Source organism: Roseateles saccharophilus, from assembly GCF_004342485.1.
Classification (GTDB): domain Bacteria; phylum Pseudomonadota; class Gammaproteobacteria; order Burkholderiales; family Burkholderiaceae_C; genus Pelomonas; species Pelomonas saccharophila.
In genome coordinates this window covers 1-21,044 of sequence record NZ_SMBU01000013.1, presented here as the reverse complement: position 1 = coordinate 21,044, position 21,044 = coordinate 1, and the positions used below count along the sequence as shown (strand labels likewise).

General features: G+C 70.3%; 12 protein-coding genes. 4 read left to right on the top strand and 8 right to left on the bottom strand.

Translation table 11 applies throughout. From position 1 onward, the window contains the following. Positions 1-113 precede the first annotated feature (113 nt). From EV671_RS12760 to EV671_RS12725, 8 genes are all read right to left on the bottom strand, one after another. Positions 114-1,370 (bottom strand): GDSL-type esterase/lipase family protein, encoded by a 1,257-nt coding sequence (locus tag EV671_RS12760; RefSeq protein WP_132571831.1) that lies wholly within the window; start codon positions 1,368-1,370, stop codon positions 114-116. Then, a complete protein-coding gene (locus EV671_RS12755; RefSeq protein ID WP_132571828.1) occupies positions 1,367-3,646 on the bottom strand; it encodes a glycoside hydrolase family 95 protein in 2,280 nt (759 codons plus the stop codon). Before EV671_RS12755 ends, EV671_RS12760 begins: the two co-directional genes overlap by 4 nt. Next, on the bottom strand, positions 3,643-5,835 hold the full coding sequence (locus tag EV671_RS12750; RefSeq protein ID WP_132571825.1) for an exo-alpha-sialidase: 2,193 nt from the start codon (positions 5,833-5,835) through the stop codon (positions 3,643-3,645). The genes EV671_RS12755 and EV671_RS12750 overlap by 4 nt, the downstream gene beginning before the upstream one ends. Further along, complete coding sequence (locus EV671_RS12745) at positions 5,835-7,472, bottom strand: DUF5597 domain-containing protein (protein ID WP_132571822.1); 1,638 nt, start codon at positions 7,470-7,472, stop codon at positions 5,835-5,837. The genes EV671_RS12750 and EV671_RS12745 overlap by 1 nt, the downstream gene beginning before the upstream one ends. 64 nt (positions 7,473-7,536) lie before the next feature. Further along, entirely contained in the window at positions 7,537-10,551 is a 3,015-nt protein-coding gene (locus EV671_RS12740; RefSeq protein ID WP_132571819.1) for a TonB-dependent receptor, read from the bottom strand. 184 nt (positions 10,552-10,735) lie between these two features. After that, positions 10,736-12,052: a xylose isomerase gene (xylA, locus tag EV671_RS12735; RefSeq protein WP_132571816.1), complete on the bottom strand. Its 1,317-nt coding sequence runs from the start codon at positions 12,050-12,052 to the stop codon at positions 10,736-10,738. Between the two features lie 18 nt (positions 12,053-12,070). Further along, positions 12,071-13,525 (bottom strand): xylulokinase, encoded by a 1,455-nt coding sequence (xylB, locus tag EV671_RS12730; RefSeq protein ID WP_132571813.1) that lies wholly within the window; start codon positions 13,523-13,525, stop codon positions 12,071-12,073. Then, positions 13,525-14,748, bottom strand: a complete 1,224-nt coding sequence (locus EV671_RS12725; RefSeq protein ID WP_165917548.1) for an ROK family transcriptional regulator — start codon at positions 14,746-14,748, stop codon at positions 13,525-13,527. The genes xylB and EV671_RS12725 overlap by 1 nt, the downstream gene beginning before the upstream one ends. A gap of 249 nt (positions 14,749-14,997) precedes the next feature. Here EV671_RS12725 and EV671_RS12720 point away from each other — a divergent pair, with 249 nt between their 5' ends. The 4 genes from EV671_RS12720 to EV671_RS12705 form a co-directional block, all read left to right on the top strand. After that, entirely contained in the window at positions 14,998-16,524 is a 1,527-nt protein-coding gene (locus EV671_RS12720; RefSeq protein WP_132571807.1) for a tryptophan halogenase family protein, read from the top strand. Between the two features lie 26 nt (positions 16,525-16,550). Then, the gene (yicI, locus tag EV671_RS12715; RefSeq protein WP_132571804.1) at positions 16,551-18,824 is read left to right on the top strand and encodes an alpha-xylosidase; all 2,274 of its coding nucleotides are present in this window, start codon (positions 16,551-16,553) and stop codon (positions 18,822-18,824) included. Then, positions 18,824-20,521 carry a glycoside hydrolase family 9 protein gene (locus EV671_RS12710; protein WP_132571801.1) on the top strand — a complete coding sequence of 566 codons (1,698 nt, stop codon included), beginning with the start codon at positions 18,824-18,826 and terminating at the stop codon, positions 20,519-20,521. The genes yicI and EV671_RS12710 overlap by 1 nt, the downstream gene beginning before the upstream one ends. 23 nt (positions 20,522-20,544) lie before the next feature. Continuing rightward, positions 20,545-21,044: MFS transporter (locus EV671_RS12705; protein ID WP_132571798.1), on the top strand; the 500-nt coding region annotated here is incomplete at its 3' end.

Below are 21,044 nucleotides of genomic sequence, written 5' to 3'. Positions count from 1 at the left end.
CGCCAATCAAGGCGCAAAGCGCAGCCGTAGCTCGGTCTACGGCGAGCATTTGCAACGCCGAGTGGCGGCGTTGCGGCGGGATGAGCGGGCGTGTGGGGTTCGTTCACACCTTCTCAGAGCCAGGGGGTGAGAGTTGCGTCCAGGCTGCGGGCCCAGATGTCGTAGCCCTGCGGGCTGAGGTGCAGCCAGTCGGGCAGGATGTCCTTGGACAGCGTGCCGTCCGGGTTCATGAGGGCGCGGCCGATGTCCAGGAACACGACCTGGCGGCCGTCGGCCAGCGCGGGCAGCAGCGCATTGACCTTGTCGTTATGCCGGCGCGTCACGTCGTCGGGCTTCTCGCCGCGTGGGAACAGGGCCAGCAGCAGCACCTTGGCCTGCGGTTGGCGCCGACGGACTTCGTCGAGGTTGCGCTTGATGCCGGCGATGGTCAGCGCCGGGTCTTCCAGCCGGTCGCCGGTGTTGTTGGTGCCGATCAGCATGATGACGGCCTTGGGTGCCATGCCGTCCAGTTCGCCATGCTGCAGCCGCCACAGCAGGTTCTCGGTGCGGTCGCCGCCGAAGCCCAGGGCCACGGCGTTGTACTTCGCGAAGTGCTCCGCCCAGACCTGCTTGCCCTCGTTCTCCCAGCCCTGGGTGATGGAGTCGCCAAGGAAGACGAGGTCCACGCGCCGGCCGGCCTCGCGGTGGGCGCGGACCTCGGCCAGCTTGGCCTCGTGGCGCGGCAGCCACCAGTCCATGGCCCAGGACTCCTGCAGCCGCTCGGGCGTGACGGACTGGCTGCGGTAGTCGGGACAGGCGGTCGTGGCCTTGCCCTGCCGGTTCAGGCGCAGATGGTTCACCGCGATCTCGCCGCTGCCCGTGCCTTCGAGCGTGAAGGGCAGCGGCACAGCGCTGAAATCGTCGCCCTCGCGCCAGAAGCATTTCAGCGCGAAGCTGATGTGCTGCGGGCCCTTGCCGATCAGTTCGCGGCCGGCGAACAGGAAGGGGATCTTGCGCTCGCAGTCGGTGCCGCAGCCGAGCTTGAACTTCATGCCGCCGTGGGCGAGGTCGATGACGCGCAAGTCGAACTCGACGGTGCCGTTGGCCAGATAGGGCCGCAGGTCCAGCGGCTTGCCGCCTTGCCAGCGCAGTTGCGCGATCCAGGAGTTGCTGAACTGCAGCGTCAGCGCGCCGTCGCTGCCGCGGCGCGCGGCGACATGGCTGTCGGGCACGCGCGGGCTGGCGGGCTTGGGCACGGTCACGCGGTCGGTGTCGAGCAGGGCTTCGCCCTCGAAGTCGGTGACGGCGATTTGCCAGCCCTTGCCGAGGTCCAGGGCCGGGGCCGACAGCGGCAGCAGGGCCGCCAGTGCGAGTGCGAGGAAGCGGTTCATTCGAAGTCCTTGGCCGACAGCGAACGCTGCTGGCCGGGTTGGAGCCTGAGCTCGATGAGGTGCGTGCCGAAGCGGACGACACCGCCGCCCGCGCCGGCCACCGAGCGCACGGTGGCGCTCGTCGGCCTGCCGCCGGCCCAGGCCATGTCGACCTCGAAGCCGCCGCGTGCGCGCAGGCCCCTGACCGAGCCTGCCGGCCAGGCCGCCGGCAGCGCGGGCAGCAGCTCGATCACGCCGTCCTGCGACTGCAGCAGCATCTCGGCGATGGCGGCGGTGGCGCCGAAATTGCCGTCGATCTGGAAGGGCGGGTGGGTGTCGAAGAGGTTGGGATAGGTGCCGCCCTGGTTCACCTCGGCGCCGCCGCGTGCGGCACGCGAGCCGGGCTGGGCCAGCAGGCCGCGTAGCAGCTCGTAGGCATGGTCGCCGTCACGCAGCCGTGCCCAGTAGGCCATCTTCCAGGCCATGGACCAGCCGGTGCTGACGTCGCCGCGCGCGGCCAATGTCGTGCGGGCGGCGGCAGCCAGCTCGGGCGTGCGCGCCGGCGAGATCTGGCGACCGGGAAAGAGGGCGAACAGATGGGACACATGGCGGTGGGTGTCGCGCGGCGTGTCGAGCAGCGGGTCCTTCAGCTCGTCTCGCCACTCCAGCAGCTGGCCCCAGCTGCCAACGTGCGGGGCCGCGAGCCGGTCGCGCAGCGCGGCGGCGTGGTCGTGCGCGGCCTGGTCGCCGAGGACGTCGGCCGCCTGCGCGATGTTGTCGAACAGGTCCCACAGGATCTGCTGGTCGTAGCTCACGCCGTCCTGGATGGGGCCATGCTCGGGCGACCAGCCGTTGGGTGCGACGAGGCGGCCATCGGGCGCCTCCTTGAGTCGGTCTTCCCAGAACTCGCCGACCTCCTTCAGCACCGGCCAGGCCTCGTCGCGCAGGAAGTCGCGGTCCTGCGTGAAGGCGTAGTGCTCCCAGAAGTGACGGGCATACCAGGCATTGCCCGTCATGTTCCACAGATAGCCCAGCGCACCGAAGGGGTTGGTCTCGGTGCGCAGCGCCCAGCCGCGTACCGGCCTGCCCGCCGCGGCGAGGAAGGTCTCGGCCGGCGGCTGCACGGACTTGTCCCAGGGCGGGGTTTCAGCGGGCAGGGCCTTGGGGTCTTTCAGCGCGAGCGAGGCGCGTTCGCTGACGGCGCGGCGCCATGCGGGGATCAGGCGCTGCACGAAGCGATGCAGGGGCCGCGCGGCCTCGGCCAGGTGGGTCGGCTCGGCCGGCCAGTAGTTCATCTGCAGATTGATGTTGGAGTGGTAGTCGCTGTTCCACGGCGGCGTGGGGCTGTCGTTCCACAGGCCCTGCAGGTTGGCGGGCAGCGAGTCGCGCGAGCTGCTGACGAGCAGGTAGCGGCCGAACTGGAAATACAGCGCCTCCAGCTCGGGGTCGCCGCCGTGCTGCGTGTAGGCGGCCAGGCGCGCATCGGTCGTCAGCGCGCGGCGCTCGGCCGGGCTGGCGCCGAGGTCCAGCTGCACGCGGCCCAGCAGCGCCTGCACGTCGCGCTCGTGCTCGGCCTGCAGCTGCGGCCAGGGCTTGGCCGCGGCGACCTGGGCCTGCACGCGCGGCAGCGGCGGCTGGCCGTCGGCATAGCTGGTGTCGGCGCCGAGGATGAGGGTCAGCGCGTCGACGCCGTGGAACACCAGCGTGTTGCCGTCGGCCGTGACGCTGCCGCCGTCGTTCAGCACGCGCAGCTGGCTGGCGTAGGCCAGGCCGTTGGGCAGCGTGCCCGCGGCGGCCAGCGATTGCCGGGCCACGCCGAGCGCCGCGCCGTGGCGGTCGGTCAGCGCGATGCGGCCGCTGTAGCGGCCGGGCTGGTCGGCCGTCAGCCGCCACGCGATGACCTGCGCGGGGTGGCTGGCAATGACCTCGCGCGTGAAGCGCACGCCGGCCTGCGTGTAGCTCAGGCGGTTCAGCGCGCGGCCGATGTCCAGCTCGCGGCGGTAGTCGCTGACCGGCGCGTCGGCGCCGTCCAGCGTCAGCAGCACATCGCCGAAGGGCTGGTAGGCGCCCATCTGCTGCGTGTCGCCGGTCCACAGCGTGATGTCGTTGAACTGCAGCCGGTCGCGCGCGACCTGGCCGAACAGCATCGCGCCCAGGCGCCCGTTGCCGATGGGTAATGCTTGCTGCTCCCAGCCTTGGGCCGTGTCGGGCGCGGGCCGGTCGTAGTGCAGCACCGACTCGGCGGCCTGGAGCGGCAGCGAGACGGCGATGCACAGCGCGAGCAGGAAACGCTTCATGCGCGCGGCTTGCCGATGACGACGCCGCGGCCCTCGGGCGCGACGTAGACGACACCGAACTCCAGTGGGTCGGCGGCCATCGCGTTGAGCCGCCCGTAGCGGTGGCGGTCGTCGTTGATGCGCTGCCAGCTCGATCCGGCGTCGATGGAGCGGAACAGGCCTTCCGTCGGGTCGCCGTTGACCAGCACCCGGCCCCACAGATAGACCGCGTGATAGCTCGCGCCTTCGGCCGCCTTGCCCACGGCCACGCGCCAGGGCTCGACGACGCCGGGCATGGTCTTGGCTCGCGCGTCCATGCCGGGGAAGTGCATCAGCCCGTCGGGCAGGGCCAGCCACAGGTCGCGCGGCTGGCCCGGCGCGCAGACGAGCTGGGCGCCCTGCCAGGTCTCCAGCCTGGGCAGGCCGGTGATGCCGGGCTGGAAGCTGGCGCCGCCGTCGATGCTGACGAGGATGCGGCCGTTGGCGCGGTCGTGCACATAGAAGGCGCCTTCGACGGCGCGGTCGGCCACGGGGCTGAGCACGATGTCGCGCTCGGCGGGCCAGCCCTGGCTCTGGGTCCAGGTCTTGCCGTGGTCGCGCGAGAACAGCGCCGGCTGCTTCTCCGGCACCCACAGGAAGAAGCCGCCCTGGGCCGACACGGCGACCTGGCCGGTGGACGCGCGCCAGCCCTCGGGTGTCTTGGCTGCGCGCGACGGCGAGGGGCCGAAGGGCCGCCAGCTGGCACCGCCGTCGGGCGACCAGTAGCCGCCGTTGGCCGCCATGTCGGATGTGCGCGCGAGGACGGCGGGCTTGAGTTCGGCGAAGGCGACGGCGCGGCAGGTCTCGCCGGCCGGCAGGAAGAGGCCGGCCTTGGGGCCTTGCGTCAGGTCGTCCCAGGCGGCGCCCGCCACGTCGCCCATCGCGGCCAGCAGCGAGGCGCCACCCGAGGGGCTCTCGAGGCCGAGGGTGGCCGTCTCCTCGATGTTCTCGACCCTGAAGTCCCAGTGCACCTGGGCGGCGCCGAGGTCCTGCGTCATCCACAGGCCGTAGCCGGTGCCGTAGAGGGCGTGATTGCCGTCGTGCGGGTCGATCTTGATGTCGGCCAGCCAGTGGCCGAGGGCGTGGGGCTGCTTGCGCTGGTAGGCCTGCAGCCAGGGGTGGCGGCCATCGTCGAAGCGCGAGCGTGGGCTCAGCGGCGCCCAGCTGGCGCCGGCGTCGTCGGAGATGAAGATCTCGTCGCCGCCGCTCCAGCGCTCGATGGTGGACACGACGAGGCGGCCGGGGCGCTGCGCGTCCACGTCGAGGCCGGAATAGCCGAAGGGCTGGGCGGCGGTCGGCCTGGCGGGCGTGATGTCCTGCCAGCGGCCGTCGGGCCTGCGGCGCCAGACGCTGCCGGTCTTGGCATAGCTGGGGTTGACGACTTCGCCGGCCGCGCCGGCGGCGAGGGTCACATAGAGCGCGCCGTCCGCGCCGAAGGCCGCGCGCTGCGGTGCCTGGGCGGGCAGCTCGGCGATGCGCGTGAAGCTCTGGCCGGCGTCGTGGGAGACGAAGAGGCCGGGCTGGTCGTGGCTGCCCACGTAGACGGTGCGCGAGCCCTGGCCGGCCTGGCCGCTGCTGGCGTCGAACAGCACCAGGGACACATGCCGGGCCGGGAAGCCGCCCAGGGCGCTGAAATGCTGGCCGCGGTCGGTGCTTTGCAGCAGGCCGTCCTGCGAGCTGCCGAGCAGCAGGCGCTCGGGCCGGTTCGGGTCCACCTGCAGGCGCTCGCCCGAGCCGCGGCCGGGGCCGTTGCCCAGCAGCTTGAGGCCGAGCTCGTGCACGGTCCACGTCGCGCCGCGGTCGGTGGATGCGAGCAGGGCCGCCGTGCGTGCCCATTGACTGGTGTAGAGGCCGCAGGCGGCATAGACGCGGTTGGCGTCGCTCGGGTCCACCGCGAGGCTGAGCACGCCCATCAGGTCGGCGTCGGCCTTGGAGAGATGGTCCAGCAGCGGCAGCCAGCGTTTGCCGGCCGGATCGAAGCGGTAGGCGCCGCCGATGTCGGTGCGGCAGTAGAGCAGGCCCTTTTCGCGCGGGTGGAAGACGAAGCCGTCGATGAAGCCGCCGGCGCCGAACGTGAGGCTGCGCCAGTCGTAGGCAGGGGCGCTTTCGGCGCCCCAGGCGGGCAGCGTGGCCAGCAGGCCGGCGGCCTGCAGCAGGTGGCGGCGGCGCATCACTTCGGATGCCCCATCGTGAGCTTCAGCATCACGGGCTCGTTCGGCAGGTTCAGGCCGTAGTCGACCTGGTCCCCGTTCCAGACCCGCTCCATCTGCCAGCGGCCCTGGGCGTCGAAGTGGCCCTGCTCGGCGCGCAGCATGATGCCGCTGCTGCCGGGCGCGGCCTCCATGCGCACTCGGGTGGTCTGGCCGATGACGAGGAACTCGTCGGCGCCGATCTGCGCAATGGCGACGCCGCCTCCGGGCTTCTCGGTGCCGGGTGGCGGCGACGCGAACTCGCCGCCCCAGCTGCTCTCGCCGAAGCGCCACTCGCGGTAGCTCAGCTTCGCCACCCAGCCGGGGAATTCCAGCGTCTGCGGCTTGCGGTCGTCGCCCTCGGCGGCGCCGCGCGTGCGGCCCTCGAAGGCCCATTGCGCCCATTGGCGCTGGATGGGGCCGAACATGCGGTAGACGCGCTCGAAGGGCTCGGTCAGCGACTTGTCCACGGCCGCAGTGCCCAGTGGGTGGTTGCTGTAGTTGAAGTAGTCGATGCCGAAGGGCGACACGCCAATGGCGCCCCTGCCGAGGATGGCGTAGAGGTAGCGGCCATAGATCGCCTTGTTGCTGATCTCGGGCACCCACAGCGCGTTGTCGGCGCGCTGGAAGAGGCCGAGGTTGGCGTTCACCTGGGCGGATTCGGCGTTGTAGATGTCGGGCCCGACGATGTCGAGGGCGGGCGCGGCGGCCTTGTAGATGGCTATGACGTCGTGCGTCGGGCCGCCGCTGGCGAAGTCCTTGTTCCAGGGCCTGGGCGGCTGCTCCAGCGGGTTGCGCAGCGCGTTGTTGACGTACATCGGCAGGTCGTAGACGGCGCGGCCGGCCGCGGCGATGTCACCGATGTAGCGGGCGATGGCCCAGGCGTGGAAGTATTCGTCGGCATAGTCGCCGTAGACGGCGCGCCAGCTGCCGGTCGCGGCAGCCACGGGCTTCTTGTGGGCGAGCACGGCGGCCGGCACGTCCTGCTCGAAGGCGGCCTGCGCCTCCTTGCCGAAGTCGCGCACCAGGCCATAGGTGCCGACCTCGTTCTCCACCTGCACCATCAGCACGGTGTGCTTGTCGGCGTCGAGCTGCTTCAGGTGCGTCATCAGCGCGACGAAGGCGCGTTTGTCGGCCTTCAGCGTCTCGGCGCCGAAGGGGCTGAGGCAGTAGCTGGCCTGGCCCTCGCGGTCGCGCATCGCCGGGAAGCGCCGCGTGTCGAGCTTGACCCAGGCGGGCGTGTATTGGGGGCTGGTGTTCTTCCAGGTCGCGAACCACAGCAGCACGACATGCTTGCCGTGCTCGCGTGCCTGCTTCACCAGCGTGTCGACGAAGCCGAAGTCGAAACGCCCCTCCTCGGGCTCGACCTGCTCCCAGGCCACCGGTACGAGGACGGTGTTGGCGCGCACGTCGGCCACGGCCGGCCAGACGGACTTGAGCGCCTCGGCGTAGTTGCTGGAGTTGTGCACCTGGGCGCCCAGCATCAGGAAGGGCTTGCCGTCCACCAGCAGCGCGTGGCGGCCGTCGCGCTCGACGAGGCGGGGCAGGTCGGCGGCCGTGGTGGCCTGCGCGGTGAACACGCAGGCCAGGGCGGCTGCGAGCAGGAGTCGCTTCTTCATCGGGAACTCGGTTTGCGCAAAGAAGGCCCGGCGGCCCGCCAGGACCGCCGGGCGAGTGCCGGCGTCAGAAAGAGTAGCTGGCCTGCACGGTGTAGCGGCGGCCCGTGTAGTTCACGCCGCGGGTCATGAAGCCGATCTGCTGCTGCATCAGCTGCCGCGCCAGCGCGTTGTTCAGGTTCTGCCCTTCCAGGCTGAGGCTGAAGTGGTCGTTGACGCGGTAGGTGACGCCGGCATCGAGCTGGCCGTAGGCGTCGCTCCAGGTCGGCAGGGCATAGGCCACCTGGGTGCCGTCCGGCAACCGGCCGTCGCCGTTGTGGGTGCCGTTGGCGCTGACGGCCTGCAGGTACTTGGAGCGCCAGCTGTAGGCCAGGCGGGCCGAGAACTGGGCGTAGTCGTAGAGCAGCGCGAAGTTGTAGGAATTCTTCGACAGGTTCACCAGCGGCAGGTTGCCGAAGGTGTGGCCGTCGGTGTCGCAGCCGTTGATGTTCAGGTTGAGGTTGTCGGCGCCGGTGCTGGTGCCGGCGCAGTAGGCGCTCTTGACCGGGTTGTAGGGTGTGGTGGCGCTGTTCACATAGGTGTAGTTGGCCTGCACGCCGAAGCCCGACATCCAGCCCGGGAACATGTCGAAATAGCGCTGGAAGGCGATCTCGAAGCCGCGGGCGTGGCCCTTGGCGCCGTTGACGGGCGAGGTCACCGTGAAGTTGACCGGCGTGCCGTTGCCGTCCTTGAGCGCCACGGTGGAGGACTGGTTGACGATGATGTCCTTCAGCTCCTTGTCGAACAGGGCCAGGGTCAGCGAGCCGGTCTTGGCGAAATACCACTCGCCGGTCAGGTCCAGCTGGTTGCTCTTGACGGGCTTGAGCATGGGGTTGCCGTCGGCCGTGCCGCTCAGCGAGACGCTGTCGATGACGATGGTGTTGCCGACGGTGTGCTTCTGAGTGTCCAGCGACAGCGAGGTATAGGCCTGCAGCTGCGAGAAGTCCGGGCGCGACATGGCCTGGGCCGCCGCGAGGCGGAACTGCAGCTGGTCGCTGGCCTTCAGGCGCAGGTTCAGGCTGGGCAGCACGTCGGTGTAGACCTGGCCGGCGTCGATGGCCTTGGAGAATGCGGCCACGCCGGGGATGGCCACGCCGCCCAGGGTCTCGCCCGCTTTCAGGGTCGGCGCGTTGTTCGTGAAGACCATGTAGCCGTTGGCCTTCATGTCGGTGCGAACGACGCGCAGGCCGACATTGCCGTCCACCGGCATGGGCTGGTCCTCCCAGCCGAAGCGCAGCTGGCCATAGGCGGCCTGGGTTTTCTCGTGCTGGGCATTGGTGCCCTCGGGGTCGCTGCCGAAGGTGGCCGGCGTCCAGGCTTCGCCCGCCCAGGTCTGCGTGCATTGCCAGGCGTTGGCGCCGTTGGCGGCGGCGCACAGGGCCTCGGGGTAGCTGTGCAGCGTGGCGTAGCTGGCCGGGAAGCCCTGGGCCAGCGACACGCTGGGCACGTAGATGCTCGGCACGTTCTGGCCGCCGAAGAAGTTCTTGAACTGGTGCTGCGTGACCCCCGCGTTGAAGCGCGGGTCGCTCAGGCGCGCGAGATTGCCGCCGTAGAGCCAGCTCGCCCAGGGCTGAGTGATGGGCGACCAGTGGTAGCTCGGCGAGGAGTTGACGGTGGTCGCGTTGGCGTCGGTCATGCGGATGCCGAACTGCAGGTCCTGCAGCACCGCGCTGTCGAAGTTGAACTTGCCGTCGGCGCGCCAGACCTTGGAGTCGGCCTTGCTCTGGTCCTGGTGTTCCATCGTGAACGCCCAGAAGTAGTTGCTCTTGTCCTGGAGTGCAGCCAGGTCGGAGGCGTCGAAGGTGACGCGCGGGATGGAGCCCGACAGGTCCAGCGTCTCCTTGGGCATGATCAGGCCGGTGGCGACGGTGGAGTCCAGTGCGCTGGTCGTGGACTTCACGAGCTGCACATCGGTGCTGAAGCTCCAGCGGTCGTTGGCACGCCACTTCAGGTTCCAGCCCAGGTCGCGGGTCTTGGAGTCGCGCGTCATATAGCGCGTATCGGCGCCGAAGGCGATGCCGCTGTCGGCGGTGTCGGTCAGCGTGCCCTTGAGCAACTGGCTATTGGCGCCGTAGGTGGCACCGGGAGAGACCTGCAGATTGAAGGGCGTGGACTGGGCAAACAGCGCGTTCTCGTCCCAGTGCATGCGGTACTTGGATTGGAAATAGGTCAGCGAGCTGCTGACGTCGTCCTTCTTCCACTGCAGCGCGCCGTAGATGCCATCGCGGTTGCGGTCGAAATTGGAGTCGCGCCACTGTGCGCCCTTGGGAACCCAGTGCGTGCCGTCGATGTTGTAGTAGGGCTCGACCTGCCAGAGGTCGGTGCGCGTCGTCGTCTTGTTGTGCGCCAGGCTCAGCAGCGCGCCGAACTCGCCGGCATCGGTCTTCCAGCGGTTGGACAGCAGCCCCGAGACGGCCGGGCTGGACTTGCCCTGCAGCTGGTTGTAGTTGCCGCCGACGGTCAGTGCGCCCTTGAAGCCGGCGTAGTCGAAGGGCAGGGCGGTGCGCAGGTTCACGAGGCCGCCGACGGCGCCCTCGACCTGCGAGGCCGACGGGTTCTTGTAGACGTCCACGCCGGCCATCAGCTCGGGCGGCACGTCCTCGAAGTTCAGCGCGCGGCCGCCGTTGGCGGAGAAGGTGTCGCGGCCGTTCACCTCGGAGCGCACATAGGACAGGCCACGGATGTTCACGCCCGAGCCTTCCACCGAGTAGTGCTCGGGGTCGCCCTTGGCCATCGTGCGGTCGATGGTCACGCCGAAGATGCGCTGCAGCACCTCGGTGACGGAGTGGTCGGGCAGCTTGCCGATGTCGTCGGCATTGACCGAGTCGACGATCTCGTCGGAATCCTGCTTGATCTTCTGCGCCGACTGCAGCGCCGCGCGGCGGCCGCTGACGACGACGGTCTCGATCTTCTGCGCCTTGGCCTCGGGGGCGGATGCAGGTGCGTCGGGCGCGGGGGCCGTCTGGGCCAGGGCCAGGCTGCTGCAGAGCAGCGCGGCCTGGGCGGCGGCAATTGAAATGGCGGTGCGGCGGGGGTGGTTCACAGTGTCTCCTCTCGTTGTGGTGTCGGGCTCGGGGCCTGGCTATGTCGGACTGCTGGTTCGGCGGGAAGGTTGCCCGGCATCAACATCGCGCGCGGCGATGTCGGGCGGGAAGTGGGTGATGGTTCATGGCAGCGTTGTCTGTCCGGGGCGGAGTGGATGCGCTGTCTCGTGTGGTTAGCCTGCGTCAGCCGCAGAAGCGGTTGACGAGGTTCTCCAGGGCTTCCTGGCGGGCCGACACGGGTGCCACGTCGGTATTGCGCTCGAGCACCTGGTCGGCCAGTTGGCCGAGCGTGTGGCGGCCCTGCAGGATGTCCTGGCCGGCGGGTGTGTCCCAGCCGGCGTAGCGGGCGTCGACGGCGGCCTTGAGGCGGCCGTCCTCGATCATCTTCTCGGCCGCGAGCAGGCCCTGGGCGCAGACGTCCATGCCGCCGATGTGGCCGTGGAAGAGGTCGGCCGCATCCAGCGACTGGCGGCGCACCTTGGCGTCGAAGTTCAGGCCGCCCGAGCCGAGGCCGCCGGCCTGGATGACGTGATAGAGGGCCAGCGCCGTCTCGGGCACGTTGTTGGGGAACTGGTCGGTGTCCCAGCCCAGCTGCGGGTCGCCGCGGTTCATGTCCAGGCTGCCGAGGATGCCCAAGGCCCCGGCCGTCGCGATCTCGTGCTCGAAGCTGTGGCCCGACAGCGTCGCGTGGTTGGCCTCGATGTTGACCTTGACCTCCTTCTCGAGGCCGTAGCGCACGAGGAAGCCGTAGACGGTGGCGACGTCGAAGTCGTACTGGTGCTTGGACGGCTCGCGCGGCTTGGGCTCGATCAGGATGGCGCCCTTGAAGCCGATCTTGTGCTTGTAGTCCACGACCATGCTGAGGAAGCGGCCGAGCTGGTCCAGCTCCTGGCCCAGGCGCGTGTTCAGCAGCGTCTCGTAGCCCTCGCGGCCGCCCCAGAGCACATAGTTCTCGCCGCCGAGCTTGAGCGTGGCGTCCATCGCGTCGCGCACCTGCAGCGCGGCCATCGCGAACAGGGCCGGGTCGGGGTTGCTGGCCGCGCCCGACATGAAGCGGCGGTGGCTGAACAGATTGGCCGTGCCCCACAGCAGCTTCATGCCCGTGGCCCGCTGCTTCTCGGCCAGCAGCTCGACGATGCGCTTGAAGTTGTCCTGGCTCTCGCGCGGCGTGGCGCCCTCGGGGGCGACGTCGCGGTCGTGGAAGCAGTAGTAGGGCGCGCCGAGCTTCTGGAAGAACTCGAAGGCCGCGTCGGCCTTGGCGCGGGCCAGCTCCATCGGGCTGCCGCCGTGGAACCAGGGGCGCTCGAAGGTCGCGCCGCCGAAGGGGTCCAGGCCGGTCCAGACGAAGTTGTGCCAGTAGCAGACGGCGAAACGCAGCTGGTCCTCCATGCGCCGGCCCAGCACGATGCGGTCCTTGTCGTAGTGCTTGAAGGCCAGCTCGCTCTGGCTGTCGGGGCCCTCGTAGCGGATCGGGGCGATGTGTTCGAAGTAGCTGCTCATGAGAATGGGGCGGAAGGGTCAGGCGCCGCACAGGCGGCGGTAGAGGTCACGGAAGCGCGCCAGCCGGGGGGCCAGGCGCGCATGGCGTTTGGGGTCGGGGCGGTGATGGGCCGTGATGGCGGGGCGGCTGCAGACCGCGGAGATATCGCCGCCGGCGGCGAGCCAGGCCAGGCGGGCCGCGCCCAGCGCGCCGCCGGCTTCGCTGCCGGCGTGCACGAGGATGTCCACGTCCAGCGCATCGGCGATCAGCTGGGCCCACCAAGGGCTGCGCGAACCGCCGCCGACGAGGGAGAGTTGCCTCACCTCGGTGCCGGCCGCGCGCAGTGCGGCGAGGCCGTCGGCCAGGCCGAAGGCCACGCCTTCCAGCACGGCATGGGTGCAGGCCGCGCGGTCGCTGGCATGCGTGAGGCCGAAGAAGACGCCGGGCGCGAAGGGGTCGTTGTGCGGTGTGCGCTCGCCGGCCAGATAGGGCAGGAAGAGCGGTGCGCGCTCGATGACTGCGCTGTCATTTTGCGCAAGTTCGGCCAGCAGCGTGGCCTCGTCCGCGCCGACGAGCTGGCAGAACCAGCGCAGGCAGCTCGCGGCCGACAGCATCACGCTCATCTGGTGCCAGCGCTGGGGCAGCGCATGGCAGAAGGCGTGTACGGCCGACGCGGGGTTGGGCGAGAAGCGGTCGTTGACGACGAAGAGCACGCCCGAGGTGCCCAGCGAGATGAAGCCGTCGCCGGGCTTCACGGCTCCGATGCCGATGGCGCTGGCCGCGTTGTCGCCGGCGCCGCCGGCGATGACGACCTCGGGGCCGAGGCCCCAGGCGCGCGCCAGCTCAGGCTTCAGCACGCCGCTGGCTGCGTTGCTTTCGACCAGGCGCGGCATCTGCGCGCGGCTCAGGCCGCAGGCGGCCAGCAGTTCGTCGGACCAGTCGCGGCGCGCCACGTCCAGCCATAGCGTGCCGGCCGCGTCGGAGGGGTCGGAGACCTTGTCGCCGCAGAGTGCCAGGCGCAGCCAGTCCTTGGGTAGCAGCACGCTCTTCACCCGGGCGAAGACCTCGGGCTCGTGCTTCTTCACCCACAACAGCTTCGGCGCGGTGAAGCCGGGCATGGCGAGGTTGCCGGCGATGGCGTGCAGCCGCGGCGCGGCGGCCTCCAGCTCGGCGCATTCGGCGTGGCTGCGGCCGTCGTTCCACAGGATGGCGGGGCGCAGCACCTCGTCCTGCGCGCCGAGCAGCACGGCGCCGTGCATCTGGCCCGACAGGCCGATGGCGCGCACCTGCGCCCAGGCTTCGGCGTGGCGCTCGCGCAGCGTGGCGACGGCGGCCCCGGTGGCATGCCACCAGGCTGCCGGGTCCTGCTCGGACCACAGCGGCTGCGGGTGCTGCACATCCAGCGCGGCGCCGGCCTGGCCGACGACGCTGCCGCCCTTGTCGAGCAGCAGCAGCTTGACTTCCGAGGTGCCGAGGTCGATGCCGAGGAACATCAGGCCGCCTCCCTGGCCACGGCGTCCATCGCCGCCGTGGAGATCAGCGGGCGGGTCAGCCGGTAGCGGGCCAGCGCCGCGGCGCCGATGGCGACGGCATCGCTGCCGAAGCTGGAGACGCGCACGGTCGGCGGCGCCAGCCGCGCGGCGGCGGCATAGCCGGCCAGCGTCTGCAGCGCGGGCTGCAGGAAGGCGTCACCCAGCTCGACGGCCGCGCCGCCGACGACGATGCAGGCCGGGTCGTAGGCGGCGGCGAGGTTGTTCAGCAGCACGCCGAGGTATTCGCCGGCCTGGCGCACGGCGGCGGTCTGGCCGGCATGGCCGGCGGCCAGGCGGGCGCGGATCTCGTTCAGCCCCTCGGTTTCGCTGCCCGGCAGGCTGCGCAGCATCGCGCGCGGGCCGATCAGCGCCTCGGCGCAGCCGCTCCGGCCGCAGGAGCATTGCGGGCCGCCCAGCTGCAGCACGATGTGGCCGACCTCGCCGGCAAAGCCGCGGTGGCCGGTCAGCAGCCGGCAGCCGACGATGACGCCGGCGCCCACGCCCTGGTTGATGCTGACGTAGAGCAGCGGGTCGGTCAGCGGCGAGGGGTTGAACTCCAGCTCGCCGAGGGCCGCCACGTCGGCCTCGTTCTGCACGAACAGCGGCACATCGGCCAGCGCGGTGCCGGCGAACTTCTCGCGCAGCAGCGCGCCCACGGGCACCTCGCTCCAGCCCAGGTTGGGCGCGAAATGCAGGAAGCCCTCGGCCTCGTCCACGCCGCCCGGCAGGCCCACGCCGATGCCGATGATGCGGTGCTGGGTGGCGTCGAACTGGCGGCGCAGTTTCAGCAGGGCCGTGGCCAGGCTGGCGATGCTGGCCTTGGCGCTCTTGCCCGGCCCGTGGCTGGCGACGGCGTGGGCCTTGACCTCGCCGGTCAGCGAGGTGGCGACGACGCGGGCGGAATCGATGTCGACCTCGGCGCCGAGCAGCAGCAGCCGGGCCGGGTCGATGAAGAGGGGCGTGGGGCGGCGGCCGAGGTCGCCGGTCGCGACGACTTCGCGCTCCTCCAGCCAGCCCTCGGCGACGAGGTCGCGCACGAGCGCGCTGACGGTGGACTTGGTCAGGCCCACGGCCGTGGCCAGGTCGGCGCGCGACTGGCCCGGCTTGGCGCACAGGTGGCGCACCAGGGCCATGCGGTTGATGTCCTTGAGCAGCTGCTGGCTGCCGGTGGCCTCGACGGGCAAGTTCTGTCTCCGTTGTCTTGTGTGAGCCGGGCGCATGCCGCTCCGGCCTTGTGCAAACATTATTAGTTCGTGCGGCGAACCAACTAAATAAGGGGAAACACCCTCCCGCCCCGGCCGGGCAGGCCGCAGACTCGCGGCCCGGTGCCAACGCAGCGCCGGTACAAGCCATTACAGGAGACATGCAGTGACCCCGACCCGACCGGGCGGCTGCCTTGCGCCCTGCGCTCACGCAGGCGCCGGGAGGCGGCCATGAGCAACAGCGCCATCCGTCGCATCGTCATCGTCGGTGGCGGCACGGCCGGCTGGATGACGGCGGCCCCGTTGGCCCAGCGCTTCGAGAAGGCGGGCGCTGGGCGCTGCGAGATCGTGCTGGTCGAGTCGCCGGACATCGGCAGCATCGGCGTCGGCGAGGCCACGCTGCCGCCCATCCGCGCCTACAACCGCACGCTGGGCCTGGACGACGCCGACTTCGTCAGGCGCACCCAGGGCAGCTTCAAGCTCGGCATCGAGTTCCGCGACTGGGGCCGCCTGGGCCGGCGCTTCTTCCATGGCTTCGGCGACTTCGGCCCGGCCATCGACAACCGCTCGCCCTGGCAGCACTGGCTGCGCCTGTCGCGCATCGTGGACGGCCTGCCCGGCTACGAGGACTGGTCCATGGCCACGGTGATGGCGCTGCGCAACCGCTTCACGCCGCCCGTGGACGGCGCGCCGTCGGCGGCCAATGCCTATTCCTTTGCTTACCACTTCGACGCCGGCCTCTACGCCGCCTATCTGCGCGAGTACGCGCTGGCGCGCGGCGCCCAGCGCGTCGAGGGCACCATCGTCGACGTGGAACTGCGGCCCGAGGACGGCTTCGTCGCTGCCGTGAGGCTGGCCGACGGCCGCCGCGTCGACGGCGACCTCTTCATCGACTGCTCGGGCTTCCGGGCGCTGCTGATCGCCGGCGCGATGCAGTCGCCCTTCGAGGACTGGAGCGCGCTGCTGCCCTGCAACAGCGCGCTGGCCGTGCCGAGCGAACGTGTCGCACCGCTGACGCCCTACACGATGTCCACCGCCAAGCCGGCCGGCTGGCAGTGGCGCATCCCGCTGCAGCACCGCACCGGCAACGGCCATGTCTACTGCAGCGGCTTCATCGGCGACGACGAGGCCGCCGCCACGCTGCTCGCGGGCCTGGACAGCCGCGCGCTGGACACGCCGCGCCAGCTGCGCTTCACGACCGGCCGGCGCCGCCAGGGCTGGGTGAAGAACGTCGTCGCCATCGGCCTCTCCGGCGGTTTCCTGGAGCCGTTGGAGTCCACCAGCATCCAGCTCATCATGGACGGCGTCGGGCGGCTCATCCAGCTCTTCCCGGACAAGCGGTTCAAGCCGCATCTGGCGGCCGAGTTCAACCGCCGCATGGCCGGGCAGTACGAGTCCATCCGCGACTTCATCGTGCTGCACTACAAGCTGACCGAGAGGCGCGACAGCGAGCTGTGGCGCTACTGCGCGGCCATGCCCATCCCGGACTCGCTGGCTCACCAGATCGAGCTTTTCCGCGGCGCGGCACGCGTCGCCATCTTCGACCCCGAGGGCTTTGCCGAGCCGTCCTGGGTGTCCCTCTTCCTCGGCCTGGGCCTGCAGCCCGAGAGCCACGACCCCTTCGTCGATCACATCGACGCCAAGGCCCTGTTGCAGCACTTCACGCGTCTGCGCCAGGCCATCGCGCAGACCGCGGCCGGCGTGCCCGACCACGGTGACTACATCGAACGCCACGTGAAGGCGCCACCCCAACCCTGACCCCCTGAAGAGACCCAAGAACCACCATGAAGTTCACCGATGGACAGTGGCTGCTGCAGCCTGGCATCGCCGCGCACTACGCGGCCGAGGCCTATGCGCTGGAAGCCCACGAAGAGCGCCTCGTCGTGCTCGCCACGACGCGGCCGATCAAGCACCGCGGCGACACGCTGCAAGGCCCCACGCTGACCGTGACGCTGAGCTCGCCGCTCGAGGGCGTCATCCGCGTCAGCGTCGAGCACTACGCGGCCTCCACGCCGCCGCGCCTGCATGTGCCGATGCCGGGCGCCGGCCGGCCTGTCGTGCAGATCGTCGACGGCGAAACGACGGCCACGCTGACCTCCGGCGCGATCTCGGTCGACGTGAAGAAGGGCGAGGGCTGGAGCCTCACCTTCCGCGAAGGCGAGCGCGTGCTGACCAAGAGCGACTGGCGCGGCCTGGGCTACATCCAGTGGGTCGGCAAGGGCAACCATGTGCACGAGCAGCTGACGCTGGCCGTCGGCGAGAACGTCTACGGCCTGGGCGAGCGCTTCACGCCCTGGGTCAAGAACGGCCAGGTGGTGGAGAACAGCAACAAGGACGGCGGCACGGCCTGCGAGCAGGCCTACAAGAGCGTGCCCTTCTACATGACCAGCCGCGGCTATGGCGTGCTCGTCAACGAGGCCGGCCCGGTGTCCTTCGAGGTCGGCTCCGAGAAGGTCGCCCGCGTGCAGTTCAGCCGCGAAGGCGAGAGCCTGGACTACTGCGTCATCGCCGGCCCCACGCCCAAGGAGGTTGTCGGCCGCCTGACCGCGCTGACCGGCCGCGCACCGCTGCCGCCCGCCTGGAGCTTCGGCCTGTGGATGACGACCTCGTTCACGACCCAGTACGACGAGGCCACGGCCACCCACTTCATCGACGAGATGGCGCGGCGCGAGCTGCCGCTGTCGGTCTTTCACTTCGACTGCTTCTGGATGCGCGAGTTCCAGTGGTGCGACTTCGAATGGGACCGCCGCGGCTTCCCCGAGCCCGAGGCCATGCTGAAGCGCCTGCATGCCAAGGGCCTGAAGATCAGCCTCTGGATCAACCCCTATGTGGCGCAGAAGTCGCCGCTGTTCGCCGAGGGGGTCACGAACGGTTACTTCATCAAGAGGACGAATGGCCTGACCTTCCAGACCGACCAGTGGCAGCCCGGCATGGCCATCGTGGACTTCACAAGCCCTGCTGCCAAGGCCTGGTACCAGGGTCATCTGCGCCGCCTGCTGGCCATGGGCGCCGACTGCTTCAAGACCGACTTCGGCGAGCGCATCCCGAGCGAGGGCGTCAGCTACTTCGACGGCTCCGACCCCGCCGAGATGCACAACCTCTACGCGCTGCAATACAACCAGGCCGTGTTCGAGCTGCTGCAGGAGGTGCAGGGCCCCGACGCCATCGTCTTCGCCCGCTCCACCTATGCCTCGGGCCAGCGCTTCCCGGTGCACTGGGGCGGCGACTGCTGGAGCACCTTCGAATCCATGGCCGAGAGCCTGCGCGGCGGCCTGTCGCTCACCAGCTGTGGCTTCGCCTTCTGGAGCCATGACATCGGCGGCTTCGAGGGCAACCCGCCGCCGGCCGTCTACAAGCGCTGGATCCAGTTCGGCCTGATGTCCTCGCACAGCCGCCTGCACGGCAGCAGCAGCTACCGGGTGCCATGGCTGGTGGACGAGGAGAGCTGCGACGTGCTGCGCGTCTTCACGCGGCTCAAGCACCAGCTGATGCCCTACCTCTACGCGAAGGCCCACGAGGCCACGCAGACCGGCGTGCCGCTGATGCGCTCCATGCTGATGGAGCATCCGCAGGACCCCGCCTGCGCGACGCTGGACCGGCAGTACCAGCTCGGCGAAGCCCTGCTCGTCGCGCCCGTCTTCACGGAGAGCGGCGAGGTGGACTTCTACCTGCCCGAGGGGCGATGGACCCATCTGCTGTCCGGCGAGAAGAAGCCCGGCGGGCGCTGGCACCGTGAGACGCATGGCTTCCTGTCCATGCCGCTCTATGCCGCGCCGAACAGCGTCATCGCCTGGGGCGCCGAGATGCAGAAGCCCGACTACGACTACGCCCGCGGCACCGTGCTGCGTGTGTTCGAGCTGGACGACGGCGCCTGTGCGGCCTTCACGGTCGTCGGGCTGGACGGGCAGGTCGCCGCGCGCGGCACGGTCAGCCGCCAGGGCCAGCGCTATGCCGCCGAGGTGAGCGAAGGCGCGCTGCGCGACTGGGCGCTGGAGGTCGACGGCCGGCGCAGCCCCGTGCAGGGCGACGGCACCGCGCTGTACTGGACGACGGCCTGATGCGCCGCCTGCTGCTGTCCCTGGCGATGGCGGCGGCGGGCGCTGCCGGCGCCGACGGCATTGCCGTCAACCAGCTCGGCTACCCGCCCGGCGCGGCCAAGGTCGCGGGCGTGGTGGGCGGCGAGGCCGGCAGCTTCCGCGTCGTCGATGCCGGCACGGGCCGCGTCGTGCTGCGTGGCCGGCTCGGCGCGTCAGCGGTCTGGGAGCCGGCCGGCGGGGCCGTGCGCCTGGCCGACTTCTCCGCGCTGCGGCGGCCCGGCCGCTACCGCCTGCATGTCGACGGCCTGCCCGACTCGCCGGCCTTCGACATCGCCGCCGACGTCTATGCGGCCGTGAACGTGGCGGCCATCAAGGCCTATTACTTCAACCGCGCCAGCACGGCGCTGCCGGGCGTGTACGCCGGCCGCTGGGCGCGGCCCGCCGGCCATCCGGACGACCATGTCCTCGTGCACGCCTCGGCCGTCGGCCCGGGGCGGCCCGAGGGCACGGTCATCGCGGCGCCCAAGGGCTGGTACGACGCCGGCGACTACAACAAATACATCGTCAACTCCGGCATCACGGTCTACACGCTGCTGGCCGCCTGGGAGCATTTCCCGGAAGTCTTCAGGCAGCAGAACCTCCACATCCCGGAGAGCGGCAACGGCCTGCCCGACCTGTTGAACGAGGCGCTGTGGAACCTGGACTGGATGCTGGCCATGCAGGACCCGGCCGATGGCGGCGTCTACGCCAAGCTCACGAACAAGGGCTTCGACGGCGTCGTCATGCCGGCCGATGCGACGGGGGAGCGCTACGTCGTCGGCAAGAGCACCGCGGCGGCGCTGGACTTCGCCGCCGTCATGGCCCAGGCCAGCCGTGTGTTCGCCGCCTTCGATGCGCAGCGCCCGGGCCTGTCCGCGCGCATGCTGGCCGCCGCGCGGTGCGCCTGGGACTGGGCCCAGGCCCATCCTGCCGAGGTCTACCGCCAGCCGCCCGACATCCGCACCGGCGACTACGGTGACGTCGAACTGTCCGACGAATTCGCCTGGGCCGGCACCGAGCTCTGGATCGCCACCGGCGAGGCGGGCTACCGGCCTGATCTCGACAAGCTGGCCATCAGCCTGCCGTCCTGGGGCGATGTGAAGGGCCTGGCATGGCTAACCCTAGCCCAGCAGCGCCACAAACTCGAACACAATGACAGCGTTGTCGTCGAATCTCGTGTCGTGGTGTTTGCAAACGAACTGCTGTCCAGCTGGCGGGCCTCGGCCTGGCGTGTCGGCCTGCGCGCGCAGGACTTCGACTGGGGCAGCAACTCCGGCGCGCTGAACCGCGCGCTGATGCTGATCCAGGCCTACCGCCTCCAGCCCCGACCCGAGTTGCTGGCCGCCGCGCAGGCGCTGTTCGACCATGTGCTGGGCCGCAACCCGCTGGGCCGCTCCTTCGTGACGGGCTTCGGTGCCCAGCCGCCCGTGCACCCCCACCACCGCCCCTCCGAGGCCGATGGCGTTGACGAACCCGTGCCCGGCTTCCTCGTCGGCGGCCCCAACCCCGGCCAGCAGGACCAGGCCGGCTGCCCGGTGCGCTACGCGTCGAAGCGGGCCGCGCTGTCCTATCTCGACCACTTCTGCAGCTATGCCAGCAACGAGGTCGCGATCAACTGGAACGCGCCGCTGGTCTATGTGTCGGCGGCCTTGCAGGCCCTGACGCCGCGTCCGCACTGACCAAAAAACAATACGGAGACTCCATGCCATCGACCCGTCGCCATCTGCTGACCTGGGTGCCCTCGCTCTACCTCGCCATGGGCCTGCCCAATGTGATGGTCGGCGTCGTCGCGGCCATCATCTACAAGAACCTCGGCATCGCCAACGAGGACATCGCCCTCTACACCTCGCAGATGTACCTGCCCTGGGTGCTCAAGCCGCTCTGGGCGCCGCTGCTGGAGGCCTACCGCAGCAAGCGCTTCTGGGTCATCAGCATGGAGTTCACGATGATGGCCTCGCTGGGCCTCGTCGCGCTGTGCCTGCCCACCGAGGGCTTCTTCAAGCTCTCGCTGGCCTTCTTCTGGATCACCGGCTTCGCGTCGGCCACGCAGGACACCTGCGCCGACGGCGTCTTCATGACCACGGCCTCCAAGACCGACCAGGCGCGCTACTCCGGCCTGCAGGGCATGTGCTGGAACCTCGGCGCCGTCATCGCCTCCGGGCTGCTGGTGTCGCTGACCGGCTGGCTGCACAACCAGCAGGG

What these genes read in the sequence shown, in the direction of transcription:
- EV671_RS12760 (WP_132571831.1), bottom strand. Translation starts at nt 1,370, where the DNA reads ATGAACCGCTTCCTCGCACTCGCACTGGCGGCCCTGCTGCCGCTGTCG.
- EV671_RS12755 (WP_132571828.1), bottom strand. Translation starts at nt 3,646, where the DNA reads ATGAAGCGTTTCCTGCTCGCGCTGTGCATCGCCGTCTCGCTGCCGCTC.
- EV671_RS12750 (WP_132571825.1), bottom strand. Translation starts at nt 5,835, where the DNA reads ATGCGCCGCCGCCACCTGCTGCAGGCCGCCGGCCTGCTGGCCACGCTG.
- EV671_RS12745 (WP_132571822.1), bottom strand. Translation starts at nt 7,472, where the DNA reads ATGAAGAAGCGACTCCTGCTCGCAGCCGCCCTGGCCTGCGTGTTCACC.
- xylA (WP_132571816.1), bottom strand. Translation starts at nt 12,052, where the DNA reads ATGAGCAGCTACTTCGAACACATCGCCCCGATCCGCTACGAGGGCCCC.
- xylB (WP_132571813.1), bottom strand. Translation starts at nt 13,525, where the DNA reads ATGTTCCTCGGCATCGACCTCGGCACCTCGGAAGTCAAGCTGCTGCTG.
- EV671_RS12720 (WP_132571807.1), top strand. Translation starts at nt 14,998, where the DNA reads ATGAGCAACAGCGCCATCCGTCGCATCGTCATCGTCGGTGGCGGCACG.
- yicI (WP_132571804.1), top strand. Translation starts at nt 16,551, where the DNA reads ATGAAGTTCACCGATGGACAGTGGCTGCTGCAGCCTGGCATCGCCGCG.
- EV671_RS12710 (WP_132571801.1), top strand. Translation starts at nt 18,824, where the DNA reads ATGCGCCGCCTGCTGCTGTCCCTGGCGATGGCGGCGGCGGGCGCTGCC.